This is a genomic window from Mycolicibacterium flavescens (assembly GCF_001722335.1).
GTDB classification, from domain to species: Bacteria; Actinomycetota; Actinomycetes; order Mycobacteriales; family Mycobacteriaceae; genus Mycobacterium; species Mycobacterium flavescens.
Window position 1 is genome coordinate 166690 of sequence record NZ_MIHA01000005.1, and the last position, 16452, is coordinate 183141.

At 69.0% G+C, this 16452-nt stretch carries 17 protein-coding genes; 7 read left to right on the plus strand and 10 right to left on the minus strand.

From position 1 onward, the window contains the following. Positions 1 to 56 precede the first annotated feature (56 nt). From BHQ18_RS08765 to BHQ18_RS08795, 7 genes are all read left to right on the plus strand, one after another. On the plus strand, positions 57 to 1079 hold the full coding sequence (locus tag BHQ18_RS08765; RefSeq protein WP_069413198.1) for a phospholipase effector Tle1 domain-containing protein: 1023 nt from the start codon (positions 57 to 59) through the stop codon (positions 1077 to 1079). Positions 1080 to 1206: 127 nt separating this feature from the next. Beyond that, a complete protein-coding gene (locus tag BHQ18_RS08770; protein WP_069413335.1) occupies positions 1207 to 2043 on the plus strand; it encodes a DUF8453 domain-containing protein in 837 nt (278 codons plus the stop codon). Positions 2044 to 2126: 83 nt separating this feature from the next. Further along, positions 2127 to 2822 carry a crotonase/enoyl-CoA hydratase family protein gene (locus tag BHQ18_RS08775; RefSeq protein ID WP_069413199.1) on the plus strand — a complete coding sequence of 232 codons (696 nt, stop codon included), beginning with the start codon at positions 2127 to 2129 and terminating at the stop codon, positions 2820 to 2822. Between the two features lie 268 nt (positions 2823 to 3090). After that, positions 3091 to 3828 carry a hypothetical protein gene (locus tag BHQ18_RS08780; protein WP_069413336.1) on the plus strand — a complete coding sequence of 246 codons (738 nt, stop codon included), beginning with the start codon at positions 3091 to 3093 and terminating at the stop codon, positions 3826 to 3828. Continuing rightward, complete coding sequence (locus BHQ18_RS08785; protein WP_084293956.1) at positions 3761 to 5404, plus strand: HD domain-containing phosphohydrolase; 1644 nt, start codon at positions 3761 to 3763, stop codon at positions 5402 to 5404. The genes BHQ18_RS08780 and BHQ18_RS08785 overlap by 68 nt, the downstream gene beginning before the upstream one ends. 65 nt (positions 5405 to 5469) lie before the next feature. Further along, positions 5470 to 5904 (plus strand): STAS domain-containing protein, encoded by a 435-nt coding sequence (locus BHQ18_RS08790; RefSeq protein ID WP_234794119.1) that lies wholly within the window; start codon positions 5470 to 5472, stop codon positions 5902 to 5904. A 150-nt stretch (positions 5905 to 6054) separates the two neighbouring features. Then, complete coding sequence (locus tag BHQ18_RS08795; protein WP_069413201.1) at positions 6055 to 7029, plus strand: magnesium transporter CorA family protein; 975 nt, start codon at positions 6055 to 6057, stop codon at positions 7027 to 7029. Between the two features lies 1 nt (position 7030). On the opposite strand, the gene BHQ18_RS08800 is transcribed toward BHQ18_RS08795, so the two are convergent. From BHQ18_RS08800 to BHQ18_RS08845, 10 genes are read right to left on the minus strand one after another with little or no spacing between them, the layout of a single operon-like run. Further along, positions 7031 to 8170, minus strand: coding sequence for an NAD(P)/FAD-dependent oxidoreductase (locus BHQ18_RS08800; RefSeq protein ID WP_069413202.1), 1140 nt, complete (start codon positions 8168 to 8170; stop codon positions 7031 to 7033). Continuing rightward, positions 8167 to 8532 carry a VOC family protein gene (locus tag BHQ18_RS08805; protein ID WP_069413203.1) on the minus strand — a complete coding sequence of 122 codons (366 nt, stop codon included), beginning with the start codon at positions 8530 to 8532 and terminating at the stop codon, positions 8167 to 8169. The genes BHQ18_RS08800 and BHQ18_RS08805 overlap by 4 nt, the downstream gene beginning before the upstream one ends. Before the next feature lie 39 nt (positions 8533 to 8571). Next, a complete protein-coding gene (locus BHQ18_RS08810; RefSeq protein WP_069413204.1) occupies positions 8572 to 9618 on the minus strand; it encodes a hypothetical protein in 1047 nt (348 codons plus the stop codon). Further along, the gene (locus tag BHQ18_RS08815; RefSeq protein ID WP_069413205.1) at positions 9618 to 10688 is read right to left on the minus strand and encodes a vWA domain-containing protein; all 1071 of its coding nucleotides are present in this window, start codon (positions 10686 to 10688) and stop codon (positions 9618 to 9620) included. The genes BHQ18_RS08810 and BHQ18_RS08815 overlap by 1 nt, the downstream gene beginning before the upstream one ends. After that, positions 10685 to 11767: a hypothetical protein gene (locus tag BHQ18_RS08820; RefSeq protein WP_069413206.1), complete on the minus strand. Its 1083-nt coding sequence runs from the start codon at positions 11765 to 11767 to the stop codon at positions 10685 to 10687. The genes BHQ18_RS08815 and BHQ18_RS08820 overlap by 4 nt, the downstream gene beginning before the upstream one ends. Beyond that, positions 11758 to 12234 carry a hypothetical protein gene (locus BHQ18_RS08825; RefSeq protein ID WP_069413207.1) on the minus strand — a complete coding sequence of 159 codons (477 nt, stop codon included), beginning with the start codon at positions 12232 to 12234 and terminating at the stop codon, positions 11758 to 11760. The genes BHQ18_RS08820 and BHQ18_RS08825 overlap by 10 nt, the downstream gene beginning before the upstream one ends. Beyond that, a complete protein-coding gene (locus BHQ18_RS08830) occupies positions 12221 to 13096 on the minus strand; it encodes a DUF58 domain-containing protein (protein ID WP_069413208.1) in 876 nt (291 codons plus the stop codon). The genes BHQ18_RS08825 and BHQ18_RS08830 overlap by 14 nt, the downstream gene beginning before the upstream one ends. Before the next feature lie 6 nt (positions 13097 to 13102). Next, positions 13103 to 14107, minus strand: coding sequence for an AAA family ATPase (locus tag BHQ18_RS08835; RefSeq protein ID WP_069413209.1), 1005 nt, complete (start codon positions 14105 to 14107; stop codon positions 13103 to 13105). 19 nt (positions 14108 to 14126) lie between these two features. Further along, positions 14127 to 15314, minus strand: a complete 1188-nt coding sequence (locus tag BHQ18_RS08840; protein ID WP_205866067.1) for a DUF4878 domain-containing protein — start codon at positions 15312 to 15314, stop codon at positions 14127 to 14129. Beyond that, complete coding sequence (locus BHQ18_RS08845) at positions 15311 to 16447, minus strand: DUF4878 domain-containing protein (RefSeq protein WP_084293958.1); 1137 nt, start codon at positions 16445 to 16447, stop codon at positions 15311 to 15313. The genes BHQ18_RS08840 and BHQ18_RS08845 overlap by 4 nt, the downstream gene beginning before the upstream one ends. Positions 16448 to 16452: the final 5 nt, after the last annotated feature.

Sequence of the window (16452 nt, forward strand, 5' to 3'; positions counted from 1 at the left end):
ATCAGTGATCTTGGGCACACTGTAACGCGAGCGTCAATTTACGGGACGGGGGCCTCGTGAAGAAGCTGGTGTTGTGCTTCGACCGCGCACGTCGTCATCCCACTCCGGGCGACGCGACCAACGCTCACCGACTCTTCCACCTCCTCGACGACCGCAAAGACCAGCTCACCTGGTATCACCCCGGCGTCGGGACTCACCCGCTGACGCGGCTTAACTGGCGCGAGACCGCCGCCGACGACGCCCGCGCCGCGATCGCGGAGGCCTACCAGTTCCTCGTCGACCGGTGGGAGCCCGGCGACCGGATCTACATGTTCGGGGTCGGTCGCGGCGCCTACTGCGCGCAGACCCTGACCCGCCTGCTCAACATCGTCGGCGTGCTGCCCGACCTGATGGACTACGCGCTGGCCGCCTACACGCTGCCGCGCACCGTCCGCACCGCGCAGGACTGGGCGCGGGTCCGCGAGGTCACCTCGGAACTGCTCGAGCAACGCGGTGTGGGGATCCCGGTCTGGTTTCTGGGCCTGTGGGATTCGATGACTATCCCGGGTTTCACCCGCCGCTCGTTGCCCGCGCCGCTGTCGAACGTCGAGATCGGCCGCCACGCAGTGGCGATCGACGGGCGGCCCGGCGTGAAGCTGGTCGGGTCGGCGTCCGAGCGCATTGACGAGGTGTGGTTCCGCGGGGCGCACTGCGATATCGCGGGCGGACGCGGCGCCTGCGCACCGCTGGCCGAGATCACCTTCGACTGGATGCTCGACGGGGCCGTCGCCGCCGGCTTGGCGATCCCCGCGGCCCGCCGCACCTCGGCGACCGGCCAGCTCGCCGCGCTGACCGAGACACCCCCGACCATCGCGCTGCGCCGCCTGCCCGACACCGCTGCCGTGCACGGCAGCGTCGAACCGTACCTGCGTGAGCATCCGCAGTACTGGAAGCGGTTGCCCGGCGAGGTGACATGGTCGGACCTGGACTGGGCGGCGCGGGCCGAGCGCAACTGTGCTTCACAACCCGGTCAGCAACAGCGGCGTACCGAACCTGGTGAACGCCACCGGGCCGCCAGTTTGCGGATGACCGTCGACTGATCGCCCGATCACGGTCAGTCAGCAAATTCGGGCTGGTCCGGGTTAGCAAAGGCTGTGCGAACGGCCCCGGCGTGATATACAGCGGGGCGTGGACGCGGATCAAGAACTGCTCGGCCTGTCGGCCGGCATGTGGACGGCGCTGGCCGCCTGGCTCGCCGTGCTCGTCGGGGTTTTCGCCCTCATCTACGCGTGGCGGCAGTACCGGCGGGCGAAACAACAGAGCGCCGAGCTCATGCAGCCCAACGTGGCGATGTTCATGGAGCCGGCCGCCAACGACTGGCACCTGATCGAACTCGTCGTCAAGAACTTCGGGCGCACACCGGCCTACGACATCCGGTTCGACTTCGCCAACCCGCCCACCGTCGCCAAGTACGAGAACGTCTACGACGACCGCTACGTCGACATCGTCCACCTTAACCTGCCCGCCGAGATCCCCTACCTGGCCCCGAGCCAGGAGTGGCGGATCGTCTGGGACTCCGCGTTGGACCGAAAGGAACTGGGCGAGAGCATCGCATCGCGGTTCGACGGCGCGCTGCGCTACTACGACAAGCCCGACGTCGGCAAGAAGCGCGGCCGCACCCAGTACCAGTCGACCGCGGTGCTGGACTGGTCGACACTGCATCCCGTCGAGCGCCTCGAACTGCTGACCACTCACGACATGGCCCGGCAGGAGAAGCAGAAACTCGAACTGCTGCGCCACCTGCTGACGTACTACCACTACGCGGCCAAAGAAAGCCGCGAAGAGGTGCTGCGTAAGGAGATCAACCAGGTCCGGGCGGCCGCCGACGAGCTGCGCGAGCGCTACCGCACCGAAATCGAAGCGCCACAACGGCAGTCGTATCAGTACGCTCCGGCCAACGGCGCCGCGCCCGCCCGGGCCGGCGAGGTCGACATCGACGCCGAGTTCGAAGAGGCGCACACCCAGATCCTCAACGGCCGCGCGCCGCGTCACCGCGCCCCCTGAGTAGTGCCCTAAGTCATCCGCCGCCGGGCCCGACGACGACGTCTCGTAGCATCGACCCGAATTACGTGTTCTAGGGAGAAGCGATGACCGCTGGCTATGACCTGACCGAATCCGTCGCGACGATCACGCTCGACGACGGCAAGGTCAACGTGCTCGGCCCGGACATGCAGGCCGCGATCAACGAGGCGCTCGACCGCGCCGAGAAGGACGCCGCGAAGGCGGTCGTGCTCGCGGGCAACAACCGGGTGTTCAGCGGCGGGTTCGACCTGACCGTGTTCCAGTCCGGTGACGCCAAGGCCGCGCTCGGCATGCTGTCCGGCGGGTTCGAGCTGGCGCTGCGGTGCATGACGTACCCGGTGCCGGTGTTCATGGCGGCGACGGGCCCGGCCATCGCGATGGGCTCGTTCCTGCTGCTGTCCGGCGACCACCGGGTGGGCCAGCCCAAGACCCGCTGCCAGGCGATCGAGGTGGCGATCGGCATGACGATCCCCAACGCCGCGCTGGAGATCATGCGGTTCCGGTTGACGCCCGCGGCGTATCAGCGGGGCGCGGCGCTGGCGTCGACGTTCGTCGGCGATGAGGCGATCGCGACCGGTTGGCTCGACGAGATCGTCGAGGCCGAGCGCGTCGTCGCCCGCACCCAGGAGCTGGCGGCCGAGGCGGCGTCGACTCTGCATACCGGCGCGCACCTGGCCACCAAGCTCAAGGCCCGCGATTCCGCGCTGAAGGCGATCCGGGTTGGAATCGACACGCTGACAGAGGAATTCACGCTGTTCTAGTTTCGCGGGGTTGCCCTCTCGCGTCGTCCCCCCGCGCCGCGATTTCTGCACCAGGGTCGCGATTTCACTCGGACAACAGCCTTGGTGTCGATCTCGACGAACGCCAACCGCCGCGGGCGGCCCCTTCCCCGCGATTTCTGCGCGAGGGTCGCGAATCCGCCCGAACAACAGCCCTAGCGTCGATCTCGACGAACGCCCGAGCCGCAACCCGCCACAATTGGGGCGATTGCCTCATGTGCTCGACGCGCCGCCGCGCCACGCTCAGACCATGACAATCACACCGCAGGCGGCCGCAGCCGCCACCAGAACCACACCCCTTCCCGACGGCGACGAGGAGCGCGTCATCGGCTTCGGCGTCATGGGCCTGCCGTTCGCCAACGGGCACTATCTCGCCTACCGCGACTTCCCCGACACGTCGTTCGCCCCCGCCTACAAATCGGTCTGGCATCGCACCCCCGACGGGGTGTGGACCTTCTACGCCACGACCCCCGGACCGCAGAGCTGCTCCCGCTATTTCAGCTCGGCTACCACCGTCGAACCCGTCGTCTGCACGATCGACACCACATGGATCACACCCTGGTCGCTGACGATCTCGATTCCGGCAGTGCTGGATTGGAGCGTCGACATCACCACTACCGCTACCACCTCGGCGATGAGCGTCATCGCGTCGCGCATCCCCGCCGCAGCCGCCCGCAACCGCACCCTGCTGCGGACCATGAGCCACTTCGTCGGCCCGATCATGCGGATCGGCAAGGTGCGCCTGACCGGCCACTTGCCCAACGGGCAGGAGTTCCGCATCACGCCCAGGCGGGTGTGGGCGGTCGCCGACTCCACCGCGGTGCTGCGCGGCGTCGACCTCGGCCCGACCGGACCGCACCGACCCCAGGGCACTCTCGCCGACTTCCAACTGCCGCAGCGCGGGATCTGCGTCGTCGCGCATGGCCTGTTCGAGGCGTTCGACGTCGCCAAGCACCGCGACGCCGACCGGCTTCACCTTTCCCGGTAGACCGGCGGGCACCGCGGTGCACAATCAGGACGTGGCCAGCAGTTCCACCCGGCAAGAGCTTCCGACGCGGGCGGAGGTGCTGGCCGCGTTGTCGGTGGCCGTCGACCTCGGGCTCGGTCAGCCCGCCGAACACATGCTGCGTTCGGCACTGATCGCGCTGCGACTGGCCGATCGACTGGGTTTGACTGAGCAGCAACGTGATTGCGTCTACTACACGACGCTGATCATGTGGATCGGCTGTCATGCCGACTCGCACGAGTACGCCCGCTGGTTCGGCGACGACATCGCGGTGCGGCGCAGCTCGTATCTGGTGGACTGGTCCGGCCTGCCGTACCAACGGTTTCTGCTGGCCAACATCGGCCGCGGCGAGTCGCTGCTGACCCGGCTGAAGACGATGGCCACGCTGTATGCCAACGCACGCGGCAACATCACGGCGCTGATCCACTCGCACTGCACGTCAGCCGGACTGCTCGCCGACCGCATCGGCCTGAGCCCCGCCGTACAAGACACGCTGCGGTTCACGTTCGAACGGTTCGACGGCGGCGGGCTGCCCACCGGGGCCTCGGGTGACCAGATTCCGATCGAGATGCGGATCGCCCAACTCGCCGACATGGCCGAGGTCCATCAACGCGAGTTCGGCGTCGACGGCGCGGTCGCGATGGTGCGCAGCCGCCGCGGCGGGCAGTTCGACCCCGCAGTGGTCGACGCGTTCGTCGCCGACCCGGCCGGGGTCGCGCCGTCGACCGGCGATGTGTGGACCACCGCGCTGCGCTACGCCCCCGACCGCGGCACCCGCCTCGACGCTGAGTCCCTGGACGCGCTGCTGGTTGCGCTCGGCGAGTTCGTCGACCTGAAATGTCCGTTCACACTGGGGCATTCGCAGGCGGCCGCGACGCTGGCACAGGCCGCGGCGGAGACCCTCGGGCTGGACGCGGCCACCGTGCGGCGCGCCGGCTACGTTCACGACATCGGCCGCATCGGGGTGTCCAACCAGATCTGGTCCAAGCCGGCCCGGCTCAGCATGGCAGAGTTCGAACGGATGCGGCTGCACCCGTATCTGACCGGGCGGATCCTGTCGCAGGTGCCGGCGCTGACGGACATCGCCGCGGTCGCGGCCAACCACCATGAGTGCCTGGACGGTTCGGGGTATCCGCGCGGGCTCTCGGCGCGGCAACTGGGCACGCCCGACCGGGTGCTGGCGTGCGCGGTGAGCTATCAGAGCGCGCTGGAGCCTCGGCCGTACCGCGACGCACTCGGACCCGCCGGTGCGGCGCGCCGACTGCGGGAGCGGGCAACCAACGGCGAGTTGGATCCGGCCGCCGTCGACGCGGTCCTGCACGCCGCCGGCCACGCCTCGAGTAAGCGTTCCGCGCGACCGGACGGGCTCACCGCGCGCGAGGTCGAGGTGCTGCGCCTGGTCGCCCAGGGCGCCAGCAACAAGGAGATCGCCGCGCGACTGGTGCTCAGCGAGAAGACGGTGCGCAACCACGTCGAGCGGGTCTACGCCAAGATCGGCGCGGGTAACCGCATCGGCGCGAGCATGTACGCGCTCGAGCACGGTCTGGCCGCCAGCTGACGATTGAGTAAGAAGGCGCTGGAAGGCTAGGTGATCCACGATCGCCGGGGTAGCCTGAGAGCAGGTTGAACGTCACGACAGCAAGTGTGATTCCGCCCGCTTGGCACTCGGACGCAACCTCCTCGCTACTTTCTTCCATTGCTCGGAGCTTTCGTATGATCCGCACGACGTCGAACCAACCCCGTCGCACCCGACTGACCCTGTCCACCGAGCGGCCCGAACCATCGGTCGTCCGCATCACCGCTCACGGTGAAGTCGATGCGTCCAACGCAGCGGAACTGCGCGAGTACGTGTTCCGGCACGCCACGGATTGCCGCAATCTCGTGCTGGATCTGCGTGAGGTGACGTTCTTCTCGTCGGCAGGTTTCGCGGCCTTGCGCAACATCGACATCCGTTGCGGCGACACCAACGTCATCTGGACTCTGCAGTGCGGCTCGATCGTGTCCCGCGTCGTCGACCTCTGCGATCCCCACCAGACCATGCAACAGACTCGCGACTGATCACCGCCGACACGACTCCCCCCGAGCGCCTGGCGTGCCGCGAGTTCTACACCAGGGTCGCAAATCCACACGAACCACAGCCCTAGCGTCGATCTCGCCGACACACGACGGTTCGGCCGTGGACTCCCCGCGCACTGACACAATGAAGCCGTGACGCATATCCGGGGCCGGGTCTGGCGCGGCGGCAAACCGCAGGACGATTTCGACTTCTCCGCGATCTCGGACTATCTCGCCGACGACGACACGCTGGTCTGGTGCGACATCTACGACCCCGTCCACGACACGCTCGAGGTGCTCGCCGAGGAACTGGGCCTGAACACCTGGGCCGTCGAGGACGCGCTCGCCGAGTCCGAGCGCACCAAGGCGGTTGTCTACCGCACCCACACGTTCTTCACGGTCTACGCCGTCACCGACGGCGCGGCCGACGAGACGCTGTCGACGCACCGCATCTCCGCTTTCGTGCTGCCGCGCGGGCTGATCACCGTGCGACTGTCGACGGAGTTCGACATGGAACCCGTCTCGCAGCGCTTCGACGAACTCGGCGGCCAGGAGTACGGCGTCGGTTCGCTGGTGCACGGTCTGCTCGACGTCGTCGTCGACGGGCACTTCGACGCCGTCCAGAAACTCGACGACGAGATCGAATCCCTTGAGGACGATCTGTTCGAGGACAGGTCCCGGCGCGGTGATCTGCAACGCCGGACGTACGCGCTGCGCAAGGAACTCGTCCAACTTCGCCGCGTCGTGCTGCCGATGCGCGAGGTCGTCAACTCCACCCAGCACCGCCGCCTCGACGCCAAGACCGCACCCGAACTCGACCCGCTCTACGCCGACCTCTACGACCACGTGCTGCGGGCCTCGGAGTGGACAGAGTCGTTGCGCGACATGATCACCACCGTCTTCGAGACCAACCTGTCGCTGCAGGACGCCCGCCTGAACATGGTGATGAAGAAGCTCACCGGCTGGGCCGCGATCATCGCGGTGCCGACCGCGATCACCGGTTTCTACGGTCAGAACGTCCTCTACCCCGGTATCGACAGCGCGGAAGGTTTCATTGTCAGCACGGTGCTGATCTCCATCCTGGTGGTCACGCTGTACGTGATGTTCAAGAAGCGGGACTGGTTGTGAGTCAACGCTTTCGGAGGATGCCCTCGGCGCGGCGGTAGTCGTCGTCGGCGTTGTGCGTCAGCACCCCCACCACGTCGCCGTCGCCGGATTCGTACCACACGGTGAACCCGGTGTGGTGATCGACGAACCGGGCACGCTCATAGCCGGCGCCCCAACCGCGGTAGCGCAGCACTGCGTTGCCGATCACCGACGAGAACGACGGCACGATGTCCCACACCGCCGGGAAGCCCGCCGCGGTCATCCCGGCCACCCTGCCCTGATGGGCGGCGTCGCGCCAGTGCTCGGCGGGGATCGGCCGGCCCGCTGTCACGTTGTGTGCCAACGCCACATCGCCGGCCGCGTAGACGTTGCGCGCCGAGGTGCGCATGTGCTCGTCGACGACGATGCGCCCGTCGCGGATGGTCAGGCCCGCGGTCTCGGCCAGGCGGATGTCGGGCCGCACCCCGGTCGCGCTGACCACCAGGTCCGCGTCGACGGTCTCGCCGCTGCCCAGCACCACCCGATCGCCCTCGATCGCGGCCACGGTGGTCTCCCCCGCGAACCGAACCCCGTTGTCGGACAGGATCTTCGCCACCCGCTCGCCCGCCTCGACTCCGAACCGACGCTGCAGCGGCACGTGTTCTGCGGCGACGATCATCGTCGCGACACCCCGCTCGGCCAGACACGACGCCGCCTCACAACCGATCAGCCCGCCGCCGATCACCACCGCGCAGTCGGAATAGCGCGCCGCCATCTTCAGCGCCACCGCGTCGGCGAACGACCGCAGCGTCAGCGCGGACTCGATCCCGCTGATCGGCGGGCGCACCGCCGCCGAACCCGACGCGACAACCAGATGCCAGTACGGGTAGCGCCGCCCGCCGGCGGTCACCACCTCCTGACGGTCGACGTCGACGCCCCGCACGGTCACCCCGCGGATCAGCTCGATGCGGTTGCGGTCGAACCACTGCGCGCTGTGCAGGTCCAGGCGGGTGTCTCGGTCGCACAGGAAGTCCTTGCTCAGCGGCGGCTTGGCGTACGGCAGCGCCGGGTCGGTGGTCAGGATCCGCACCGGGATGCCGGGGTGCCGGGCGCGGAACGTCTCGGCGGCGCTGACTCCCGCTGCGCCACTGCCGACGACCACCAACCCGGACACGACACTCAACCCGTGGTGTTGAAGACCAGACAGAACGTGTGACCGGCGGGGTCGCGGAACACGCGGAAATCGGTTTCGGGCACACCGGTCACCCGCGTCGCACCCAGCGCCAGCACCTCGCGCTCGGCCGCCTCGGGGTCCTCGACGAGGATGTCGAAGTGCAGCTGCTGCGAGCCCTTCGGGTCGGGGAACTGCGGCGGCTCGTGCTCGGGTGAGTGCTGGAAAGCGATCCGCCGGCCCTGCGGGTCGGTGAGCACCACCCAGGTGTCGTCGGCGTCGTCGAGGTCTCCGCCGATCACCGCGGCGTAGAACCGCCCGAGTTCCCGCGGATCGCGGGCGTCGAGGACGACGGTTCGCAGTTCACCGATCATGGTCGCCGGGTTACCGCTGGGCGTCCGGGTCAAACGGTGCTACTCGCGTTGCCCGCCGTAGGAGTTGGCGTTCTCCAGCATCTCCTGCAGCCGGTCGCGCGGCTCACCGTCGCCGGGTGAGAGGCTCAGCGGCGGGCCGGCGGTGTTGGGGTCGCCGACCGGCAGGCCGTCGGCGCCCACCTGACCCAGGATGCGGGCCGGGTTCGGCGCGTTCGGGTCGGCCACCGGGAAGTCGCCCGGCCCGGGACCCGGTCCCCCGCCCGGCTCGGGCGGCGGAGGCGGCGGCGGAGGCGGCGGCACCGGCAGGTTCTCGCCCGGCAACTCCGACCCCGGACCCATGACCGCACCCGGCACCTGGTCAGCCTGCCCGATCGGCGGCAGACCGGGCGGAGGCGGTCCCGGGGGCCCGCCGGACGACCCGGTTGGTGGCGGCGGCTCCGGTATGACGGTGGCCAGCGTCGGCGGCGGACGCTGCGCGGGGGGTGTGTTGATGTGCGCGATCTTGCGCTCGAGCCGGGCAGCGGTGTCGGCGAGCACCGCGCGCCGCTCGTCGACCGGGTCGGCGTTGTCGGCGAAGCAGCCGCCGGGCGCCTCGCCGACGACGGTCAGCGCGTCGTTGTACAGCTTGTCGGCGTCGGCGATGCGGCCGCTGTTGGCCGCGAGATCGCCGAGTGTCTCGCGGACCAGTTCGAGGTTGATCCGCACCGGACACGACGCCTCGGGGTCCGTCGCCTCCAGCGCGTCGGCGAACCGAGCCTGCGCGTCGACCAGCTTGCCCTCCAGCACCAGCACGTCGCCTTCAGCCAATCCGAGTGTGCCCGAGTCGATCACGCCGAAGCTGCGCAGCCGCTCGACGTCGCTGCGCAGCGTCGCGGTGTCGTGGTTGGCGAACGCCGACACCGCCGAGTTGCCGACGGTCACCATGTTGGCGATCGCGGCGGCCGCGACCAACAGCGCCAGCAGCACCGGCGCCGAGAACAGCAGCACCCGGCGTCGCACCCGCAGCCGGTGACGGGGCGGGTGGTACCACGCCCGCCAGCGCCGACCGGCCTCGCGGAGCAGGTTCTCGGGAACCCGTCGCAGCATCAGCGACCCCCGTCCGCTGCGGTGAAGTCGCTGCGCGACAACCTGTTCCGCCGGTACTCGCGCACGGTCAGGATCATCTCGACGAGTACCAGCGCCGACGCCAGCAGCGCGAACACCCAGTACCACTCGGTGCGCCCGACCATCGGATCGCCGCGGCCCGCGTCGACGACGTCCGGCATGCTGCCGGCGTTGACCGCGGGCAGCACCGGGGTGATGTCCTGACCGGCCTCGCGGTGGAAGTAGGGCAGTTTCAGGCTGTCGGCGATGCTCTCCAACCGCTGCTCGTCCACCGAGGAGTTCATCAGCGTCGACGTCCCGGCGACGGGCAGGTAGGCCTTGCGTCCCGCGGCGAAGCTGCCCGGGATCGGCCCGCCGTTCGCGGTGCCGTAGCCGAACACGGCGCCGCCGGTGATCAGATCCGTCGGCACATCGAACGGTTCGTACTGCACCTTCGAGCCCAGCGTGCCGTCGCCGAAGTAGAACACCACGTTCTGCGCGCGCGGATAACCCTTCCGGGTCTGCTCGAGTTGTTGGCGCAGCGGGTCGTTGGGCGACGTCGGGTTGATGTAGTCGACGGCGTCGAACGCGGTCAGCGAGTACGCCGACAGGTTCTTGGCGTAGGCGCGGAAGCCGAACTCGTCGGCCGACAACGGCCAGTCGACGGCAGCCTTGGTCGCGAAGCCGATCATGGCCACCCGGGCGCCGCGGTACTCGTCGAGCAGCGCGGTGATGTCGTCGCGGATGCCGACCATCCGGGCCTGCTTGTCGCCGTAGTCGGCGACCCGCGAGGTGACCGAGCGGTCGACGACGAGGATCAGGTTGACGTCGGACACGTAGGACGCCGTCGCCGACGCGGTGCGGTCACCGTCCAGCGGGTATCCGGGCCGCAGCGCGGCCAGCACCAGCAGCAGCACCGCGAACGTCAGCCCCGACCAGCGCAGCACCACCGTCCGGTAGCGGCCCGCCGGGGTGCGCACCAGCAGCCGGTACAGCGTGACCACCCGCACGATCACGATCACCGCGGCGAACACCGCCAGCACGTACACGGGAAGCACCGGAAGGAACGTCATCGCCGCAACACCACCAGGGCCACCGACAGCAGCGCCGCCGCGATCACCGCGACGGCGAGCGGGAACTGCGGCCTGTCGAAGTACCGCGGGGTGTCCTCGCTGACCCCGAGCGACGCCGCCGCGGGCGAGTTGTCGGTGATCTCGTCGAGACTGGCGCTCAGCACCTGGCTGGTGCCGCCCGCGGTGCCCGCCGGGTTGTAGAGCGTGAACCGCCCGCCGGTCGCCTCGGCGAGGGCGCGCAGGTCGTCGTTGCCCTCCTCGCTGGTCTCGGCAACGTCGGCGCGCGAAATCGCGTTGATCTGCACGCCGCCGCGCTGCGCCATGCCCTGCACCTGATCCGCGCTGAAGAGCGCGGGCCGGGTGTCCTCAGCGCTGCGCAGGCGGCTGTAGCCGAGATAGACCAGCTGGCGGCGGTGGTCACTGGCCTTGTCCAGATCGGGGAAACCGCTCAGGCACAACGCCAGAACATCCTCGAGGCTGGTGGCGTAGTCGACGTAGTTCACGGTGCGGCCGAATTCCTCGACACCCCCGGCCAGTTCCAGGCGCTCTTCGAGCGGGACGTCGCGGCGGGTGTCGATCTGCTGCTGGATCTGCGCCATCGAGGCGAAGTACCGCAGCCGCTGCTCGATGAACACGTTGTCGCGGGTCATCGGCATCACCCGCAGGCTGGTCGACGTCACACCGACCTGCTCGTTGGTGAACGACTTCGCCTGTTCGGCATAGTAATTGAGGAAGTCGGCGGTGGTGGGGTCGGTGATCGGTTGACCGACGCACAACATCACGTCGCGCGGGTGCGCGGCGTCGTAGCCGTCGTTCGCGGAGGCCAGCTGGACCGGGCGTGCGGCGGCGACGATCGCCGACAGGAACACGATCAGCAGCAGCCCCGCGGTGGCGGCCATCGTGATCAGGTAAATACGTTGCACCCGGGCGAATTCGGGAAGCCGGGTGAGCCGGTTGACGTGGGCCAGGGGCCGCAGCCGGCGCGCGACCCGCTCGACCGGCGTCAGCCAGGCCGCCGCGACACCGACCGCCAGGCACAGCAGACCGGCCGCGATCAGCACCCACCATCTCAGCTCCACGTGCGGATCAACTCCTCTGCCGAGCGGCCCAGCGCGGTGACGTCGGCCCGCGATTCGGCGTTGAACTGCGCGTCGTGCAGCCAGGTCAGCACGGGCACCGCCTTGGCCAGCTCACCGTCGCGCAGCTCGGTCAGATGCAGATACTGCGCGCGGATCCCGGTGGCCACGAACAGGAAACTGCGCAGGGTGCGGCCGTAGGCGGCGCTGGCCTGCGGCCCCGACATCGCCCGGGTCTGGTACAGCGCGGTGGTGTCGGCGATCGCGCGGGTGAACCGGCGCCGGATCAGCTTGGCGTGCAGGGTGCGCAGCACCGGGATCCTGCGCAGCCGCTCGGGTGGCAGCGTCCACAGCAGCACACCCACACACCAACCGACGGCGATCAGCACCAGAACGACGGCCAGCACCGTCCACCACACCGGCAGCGGCAGCGGCCCGCCGATGAAGCGCAGCAGGTCATCGCCCGGCATGGCTGTAGGCCTCCGTCAGTTCGACCATCCGCGAACGGATCTCGGCGCTGCTGTTGATCCGCACGAACGGCACGCCGCGGGTGAGGAAGAACTCGTCGAGTTCGGCGGCGCGACGCGCCTCGGCTCTGCGGTAGGCGGCCGCCACGGCGGGCCCCAGGGTGACACCGTCGGGCACGAACCGTCCGGTGGCCACGTCGTAGGCGTCCTGCTCGCCGGCGTCGGCGCCGACGGCGGGCATGTCGGCGACCGCCACCCACACCAGTTCGTGGCGGGCGGTCAGCCGGGTGACGACGTCGTCGAGGCGGTCGGTGATGTCGGGTTCGTCGCTGACCACGACGATCAGCAGCCGCCGGCGGTGGCTGTGCGCGACGTAGTCGAGTTGCGTGACGATGTCGCTGGTGCCGACGTCGCCGAGGCTGTGCGCGTAGTAGCCGTCGAGCATGCCCTCGATGTGGTTCTCGCCGCGGCGCGGTCGCACGTTCGCGCACCCCAGCGAGTCGCCGTAGACCATGCCGATCTGGTCGGTGCGGCGCATGCTGATCAGCCCGACGGCGCCCATCACCAGCGTGGCGACGTCGCGTTTGACCTCGCCGCTGGGGGCCAGCGCGCTCATGTCGCGGCCGGCGTCGCAGACCAGCAGGATCTTGTGGTGCTTCTCGGTGACGAACTGCTTGACCATCGTCTCGCCGGTCCGCACCGACGCCCGCCAGTCGATGTCGCGGATCTCGTCGCCGGGAACGTACGGCCGCAGGTCGTCGAATTCCATGCTGCGCGTGTGCAACAGCGCGTAGTGGCCGCCCTCGAGCATGCCACGGGTGTCGGTGCCGAAGTGCGCGATGGCCCGGTTGAGGTGTCTGCCCATGCGCGGTTAGGGCACCCGCACCGACTGCAGCACCGCGTCGATGATCGTCTCGGCGCTGACCCCGGCGCTGATCGCCTCGAACCGCAGGATCAGCCGGTGCCGCAACACGCGGTGCGCGACGTTGCGGATGTCGTCGGGCAGCACGTGGTTACGCCCGACCAGCAGCGCCGCGCCGCGGGCGGCCTTGGCGAACGCGATCGTGGCGCGCGGGCTGGCACCGTACTCGACGAGCCGGGCCAGTTGCGGGGCCAGCACCTCGGCCGGGTTACGGGTCGCGTATACCAGCTGCGAGATGTAGTGCACCAGAACCGGGTCCAGGTGAATGTTGGAGCAGATCCGCTGCAGCTGGCGCATGTCGTCGAGGCTGATCACCGGCCGGGTCGGCGCGTCGCGGTCGTAGACGCCGGCGTCGATGCGGAAGATGACCTCGGCCTCCTCCTGCGGCGACGGGTACCGCAGCACCTCCTTGAGCATGAACCGGTCGGTCTGGGCCTCCGACAGCGGATAGGTGCCCTCCTGGTCGACGGGGTTCTGGGTGGCGATCACCAGAAACGGTTCGGGCATCGGGTAGGTCTGCCCGGCGATGGTGGTCTGGCGTTCCTCCATCGCCTCGAGCATCGCGCTCTGGGTCTTGGCGCTGGAGCGGTTGATCTCGTCGAGCAGCACGATATTGGTGTGCACCGGGCCCAACTGCGTGACAAACGAATTCGACGTCGAGTCGTAGATCTGGGTGCCGAGGATGTCGCTGGGCAGAAGGTCCGGGGTGCACTGGATGCGGTTGAAGCCACCGGAGATCGATTCAGCGACGACGCGCGCGGCCGTCGTCTTGGCCAGTCCGGGAACGCCTTCGAGCAGGATGTGCCCGCCGGTGAGCAATCCGATCAGCAGGCTCTCGCGCAGGTTGTCCTGCCCGACCACCTTGGCCGAGAACGAACGTGCGATGGCGTCGACCACCCGCTGCGCGTTCTCCATGTCGGTGGCGTTGGGTTGCACGCGGGCGCTGGTGGTCATGTCGTCCTGTCGTCGGAGGTCAGTTGGTCTTGCGGATGGTGAACGTCGGCGGGATCTGGGCCATGTCGGCTTTGCCCTCGAACCAGAAGGGCGCCGGGGAGTTGTCGCGGCTGAAGATCGGGTCGGTGGCGTCCAGAGTCACCATGAACTCGACCGACCCCATCACGCCCTGCATGCCCTTGTTGTCGATGGTGCCGGTGAAGTCCAGGTCGTCGAGGTCGGTCGGCGCGGTCCAGCGCGCGGTGCCCTGCACGCGGGCCGATGCGGCGTTCTGCGGGCAGTTCGGCGGGGACAGCTCAGTCGATTTCGCGCATTCGACCAGCAGCGCCATGATCGCCTTCTTCACCGCCTCCTGCCCGGCCTCGCTGGTCTCGAACCCGTAGTTGACGTTCTCTCCGTAATCGAGCCGGTCGAGCAGGAACACCGGCTCCTCCGGCGCGATCAGCGTCGTGACGTTGGGGTTGGAATTGGCGATGTCGACCCAGCCCGGGAACACGTACGGCCGCCCCGACGCGGGCATCTTCTCGCCGAACAGTGTGATCTGATCGATCAGCGCGGGCGACTCGTCACCGCCGTCTTTGCGGAAATCCAATGGCAGCGCGGCGTTCTCGAGTTTCCAGCTGCCGCCGTCGGCGCTCTCCTTGAGGTACACCGTCTCGTCGATCGCGATGTCGCCGAAGGTGGCCATCACCTGCACGCCGCCGGTGCCGCTCGTCTCGGTGACGGTGATGTCGGTGATCGGCATCTTCTCCAGCTGCTTTTGCAGGATCTCGTCGGTCAGCAGCGATTTCTCCGCCGGCTCGTTGACCGCGAACGACAGCGCCTTCTCGGCGTCACCGGCGGCCAGCGCCTCGAGGTAACTGCGCATGGCCTCGACGGGAGTCCGGTTGCCGCCCGAACTGTCGCCGCTGCCGCCGAAGACGACGAACCCCGCGACGAGCACGATCACCGCGATCAGGGCGCCCGCGCCGGCGATGATCAGGCGACGGCGGTTACGTGCCGGCGGACGCGGGGTGATCGGCGGGCCGAACGACGGGCCGGGCGGGTACCCGGGTCCCGGCGGCGGCTGCGGTTGCCACTGCTGCTGCGGCTGCGGGGGCCATGGCTGCTGCGGCTGCGGGGGTGGTGGCTGCTGCGGCTGCGGTGGCTGTTGTGGCGGTTGCCATTGCGGGCCGCCGATCGGGTTGGGGCCGCCGTAGTTCGTCATCGCGACTCCACAACGGTCGCCGGGTCCTGGCCGAGGTCGACCTGCTGGGTGAACCACACCTCGGCGGTCAGCGGGACGGTCGGGCCGTCCTTGCGTCGTACGGTCACCGGCACGTTCTTGATGTCGCCCATCACCATCACGGTGCGCAGCACACCGTCGAAGGTGTACTTGAGCCCGCTGAGGTCCAGCGGGCCGGTCAGCTGAACCGTGGAGGTGTCGTAGTCGGCCCACTTCTCGCCGCCGACGACGCTGGTGCAGTAGCCGGGTTTCTGGCCGGGGCTGTAGCACTTGGTCAGCCAGGTCCGCACGGCGTCTTCGGCGCCCTTGCGACCCGCCTCGGTCATCGAGTACTTGAACGTGATGAACGCGAACCCGCCGAGCTGGTCGAGGCCCAGCGGTCCGGGCGGCGTGACCGCGAGGAACGGGGTCGACGTGCTGGCCTCGAGATAGCCGGGGAACGCGTAGAAGTGGCCCGCGCTGTCGAGCGGCTTGCCGAAGATCAGCAGCGTGGCGTCGGGACTCAACTCGTTCTTCTCGGCCAGCGTCCCGACGTTGACGAAGCCGTTCTCGAGCTTCCAGCCGTTGTCGTCGCGGACCATCCGGATGTCGCCTTCGGAGCGGCGATCGCCGAACCGTGCCGCGGCGCGGACGCTGACGTGATCGGCGTCCTCGCCGGCGGTCTCGCCGAGGATCTCGATGTCGGTGATCGGCATTGTGTCGATCTGCTTCCGGAGGACCTCGTCGTTCAGAAGGTCGTCGGACCCGGGTTTCGTCGAGCTCATCCCCAGCGCCGTTTCGGCGTCACCGTCGGCGAGAGCCTCCAGATACGACCTGACCACCTCGCTGGCGTCGCCGCTGGTTTTCGCGCTGCCGGCGGCCGAGCCTGCGCTGTCGTCACCGCCGCCGCCCGAGGCGAACAGCGCGATGACGACCGCCGCGATCACCACCAGCACCGCCGCCGACGCGCCGATGGTGATCAGCAGCGGCTTGCGGTTCTTCGGCGGCGGTGCACCGAACTGCGGATGCCCCTGTGGCGCACCGGGATAACCGGGCGGCGGACCCCACGGCTGCTGAGGGCCCCATTGCGGCTGCGGGCCGGGTCCCGGCGGCCAGGGCGGCGTCTGGTTGCTCACCGGCG

Bases quoted from the DNA above. Each gene is read 5' to 3' on its own strand.
- BHQ18_RS08770 (WP_069413335.1), top strand. From the start codon at position 1,207: ATGTGGACGGCGCTGGCCGCCTGGCTCGCCGTGCTCGTCGGGGTTTTC.
- BHQ18_RS08775 (WP_069413199.1), top strand. From the start codon at position 2,127: ATGACCGCTGGCTATGACCTGACCGAATCCGTCGCGACGATCACGCTC.
- BHQ18_RS08780 (WP_069413336.1), top strand. From the start codon at position 3,091: ATGACAATCACACCGCAGGCGGCCGCAGCCGCCACCAGAACCACACCC.
- BHQ18_RS08785 (WP_084293956.1), top strand. From the start codon at position 3,761: ATGGCCTGTTCGAGGCGTTCGACGTCGCCAAGCACCGCGACGCCGACC.
- BHQ18_RS08805 (WP_069413203.1), bottom strand. From the start codon at position 8,532: ATGATCGGTGAACTGCGAACCGTCGTCCTCGACGCCCGCGATCCGCGG.
- BHQ18_RS08810 (WP_069413204.1), bottom strand. From the start codon at position 9,618: ATGCTGCGACGGGTTCCCGAGAACCTGCTCCGCGAGGCCGGTCGGCGC.
- BHQ18_RS08815 (WP_069413205.1), bottom strand. From the start codon at position 10,688: ATGACGTTCCTTCCGGTGCTTCCCGTGTACGTGCTGGCGGTGTTCGCC.
- BHQ18_RS08825 (WP_069413207.1), bottom strand. From the start codon at position 12,234: ATGCCGGGCGATGACCTGCTGCGCTTCATCGGCGGGCCGCTGCCGCTG.
- BHQ18_RS08830 (WP_069413208.1), bottom strand. From the start codon at position 13,096: ATGGGCAGACACCTCAACCGGGCCATCGCGCACTTCGGCACCGACACC.
- BHQ18_RS08835 (WP_069413209.1), bottom strand. From the start codon at position 14,107: ATGACCACCAGCGCCCGCGTGCAACCCAACGCCACCGACATGGAGAAC.
- BHQ18_RS08840 (WP_205866067.1), bottom strand. From the start codon at position 15,314: ATGACGAACTACGGCGGCCCCAACCCGATCGGCGGCCCGCAATGGCAA.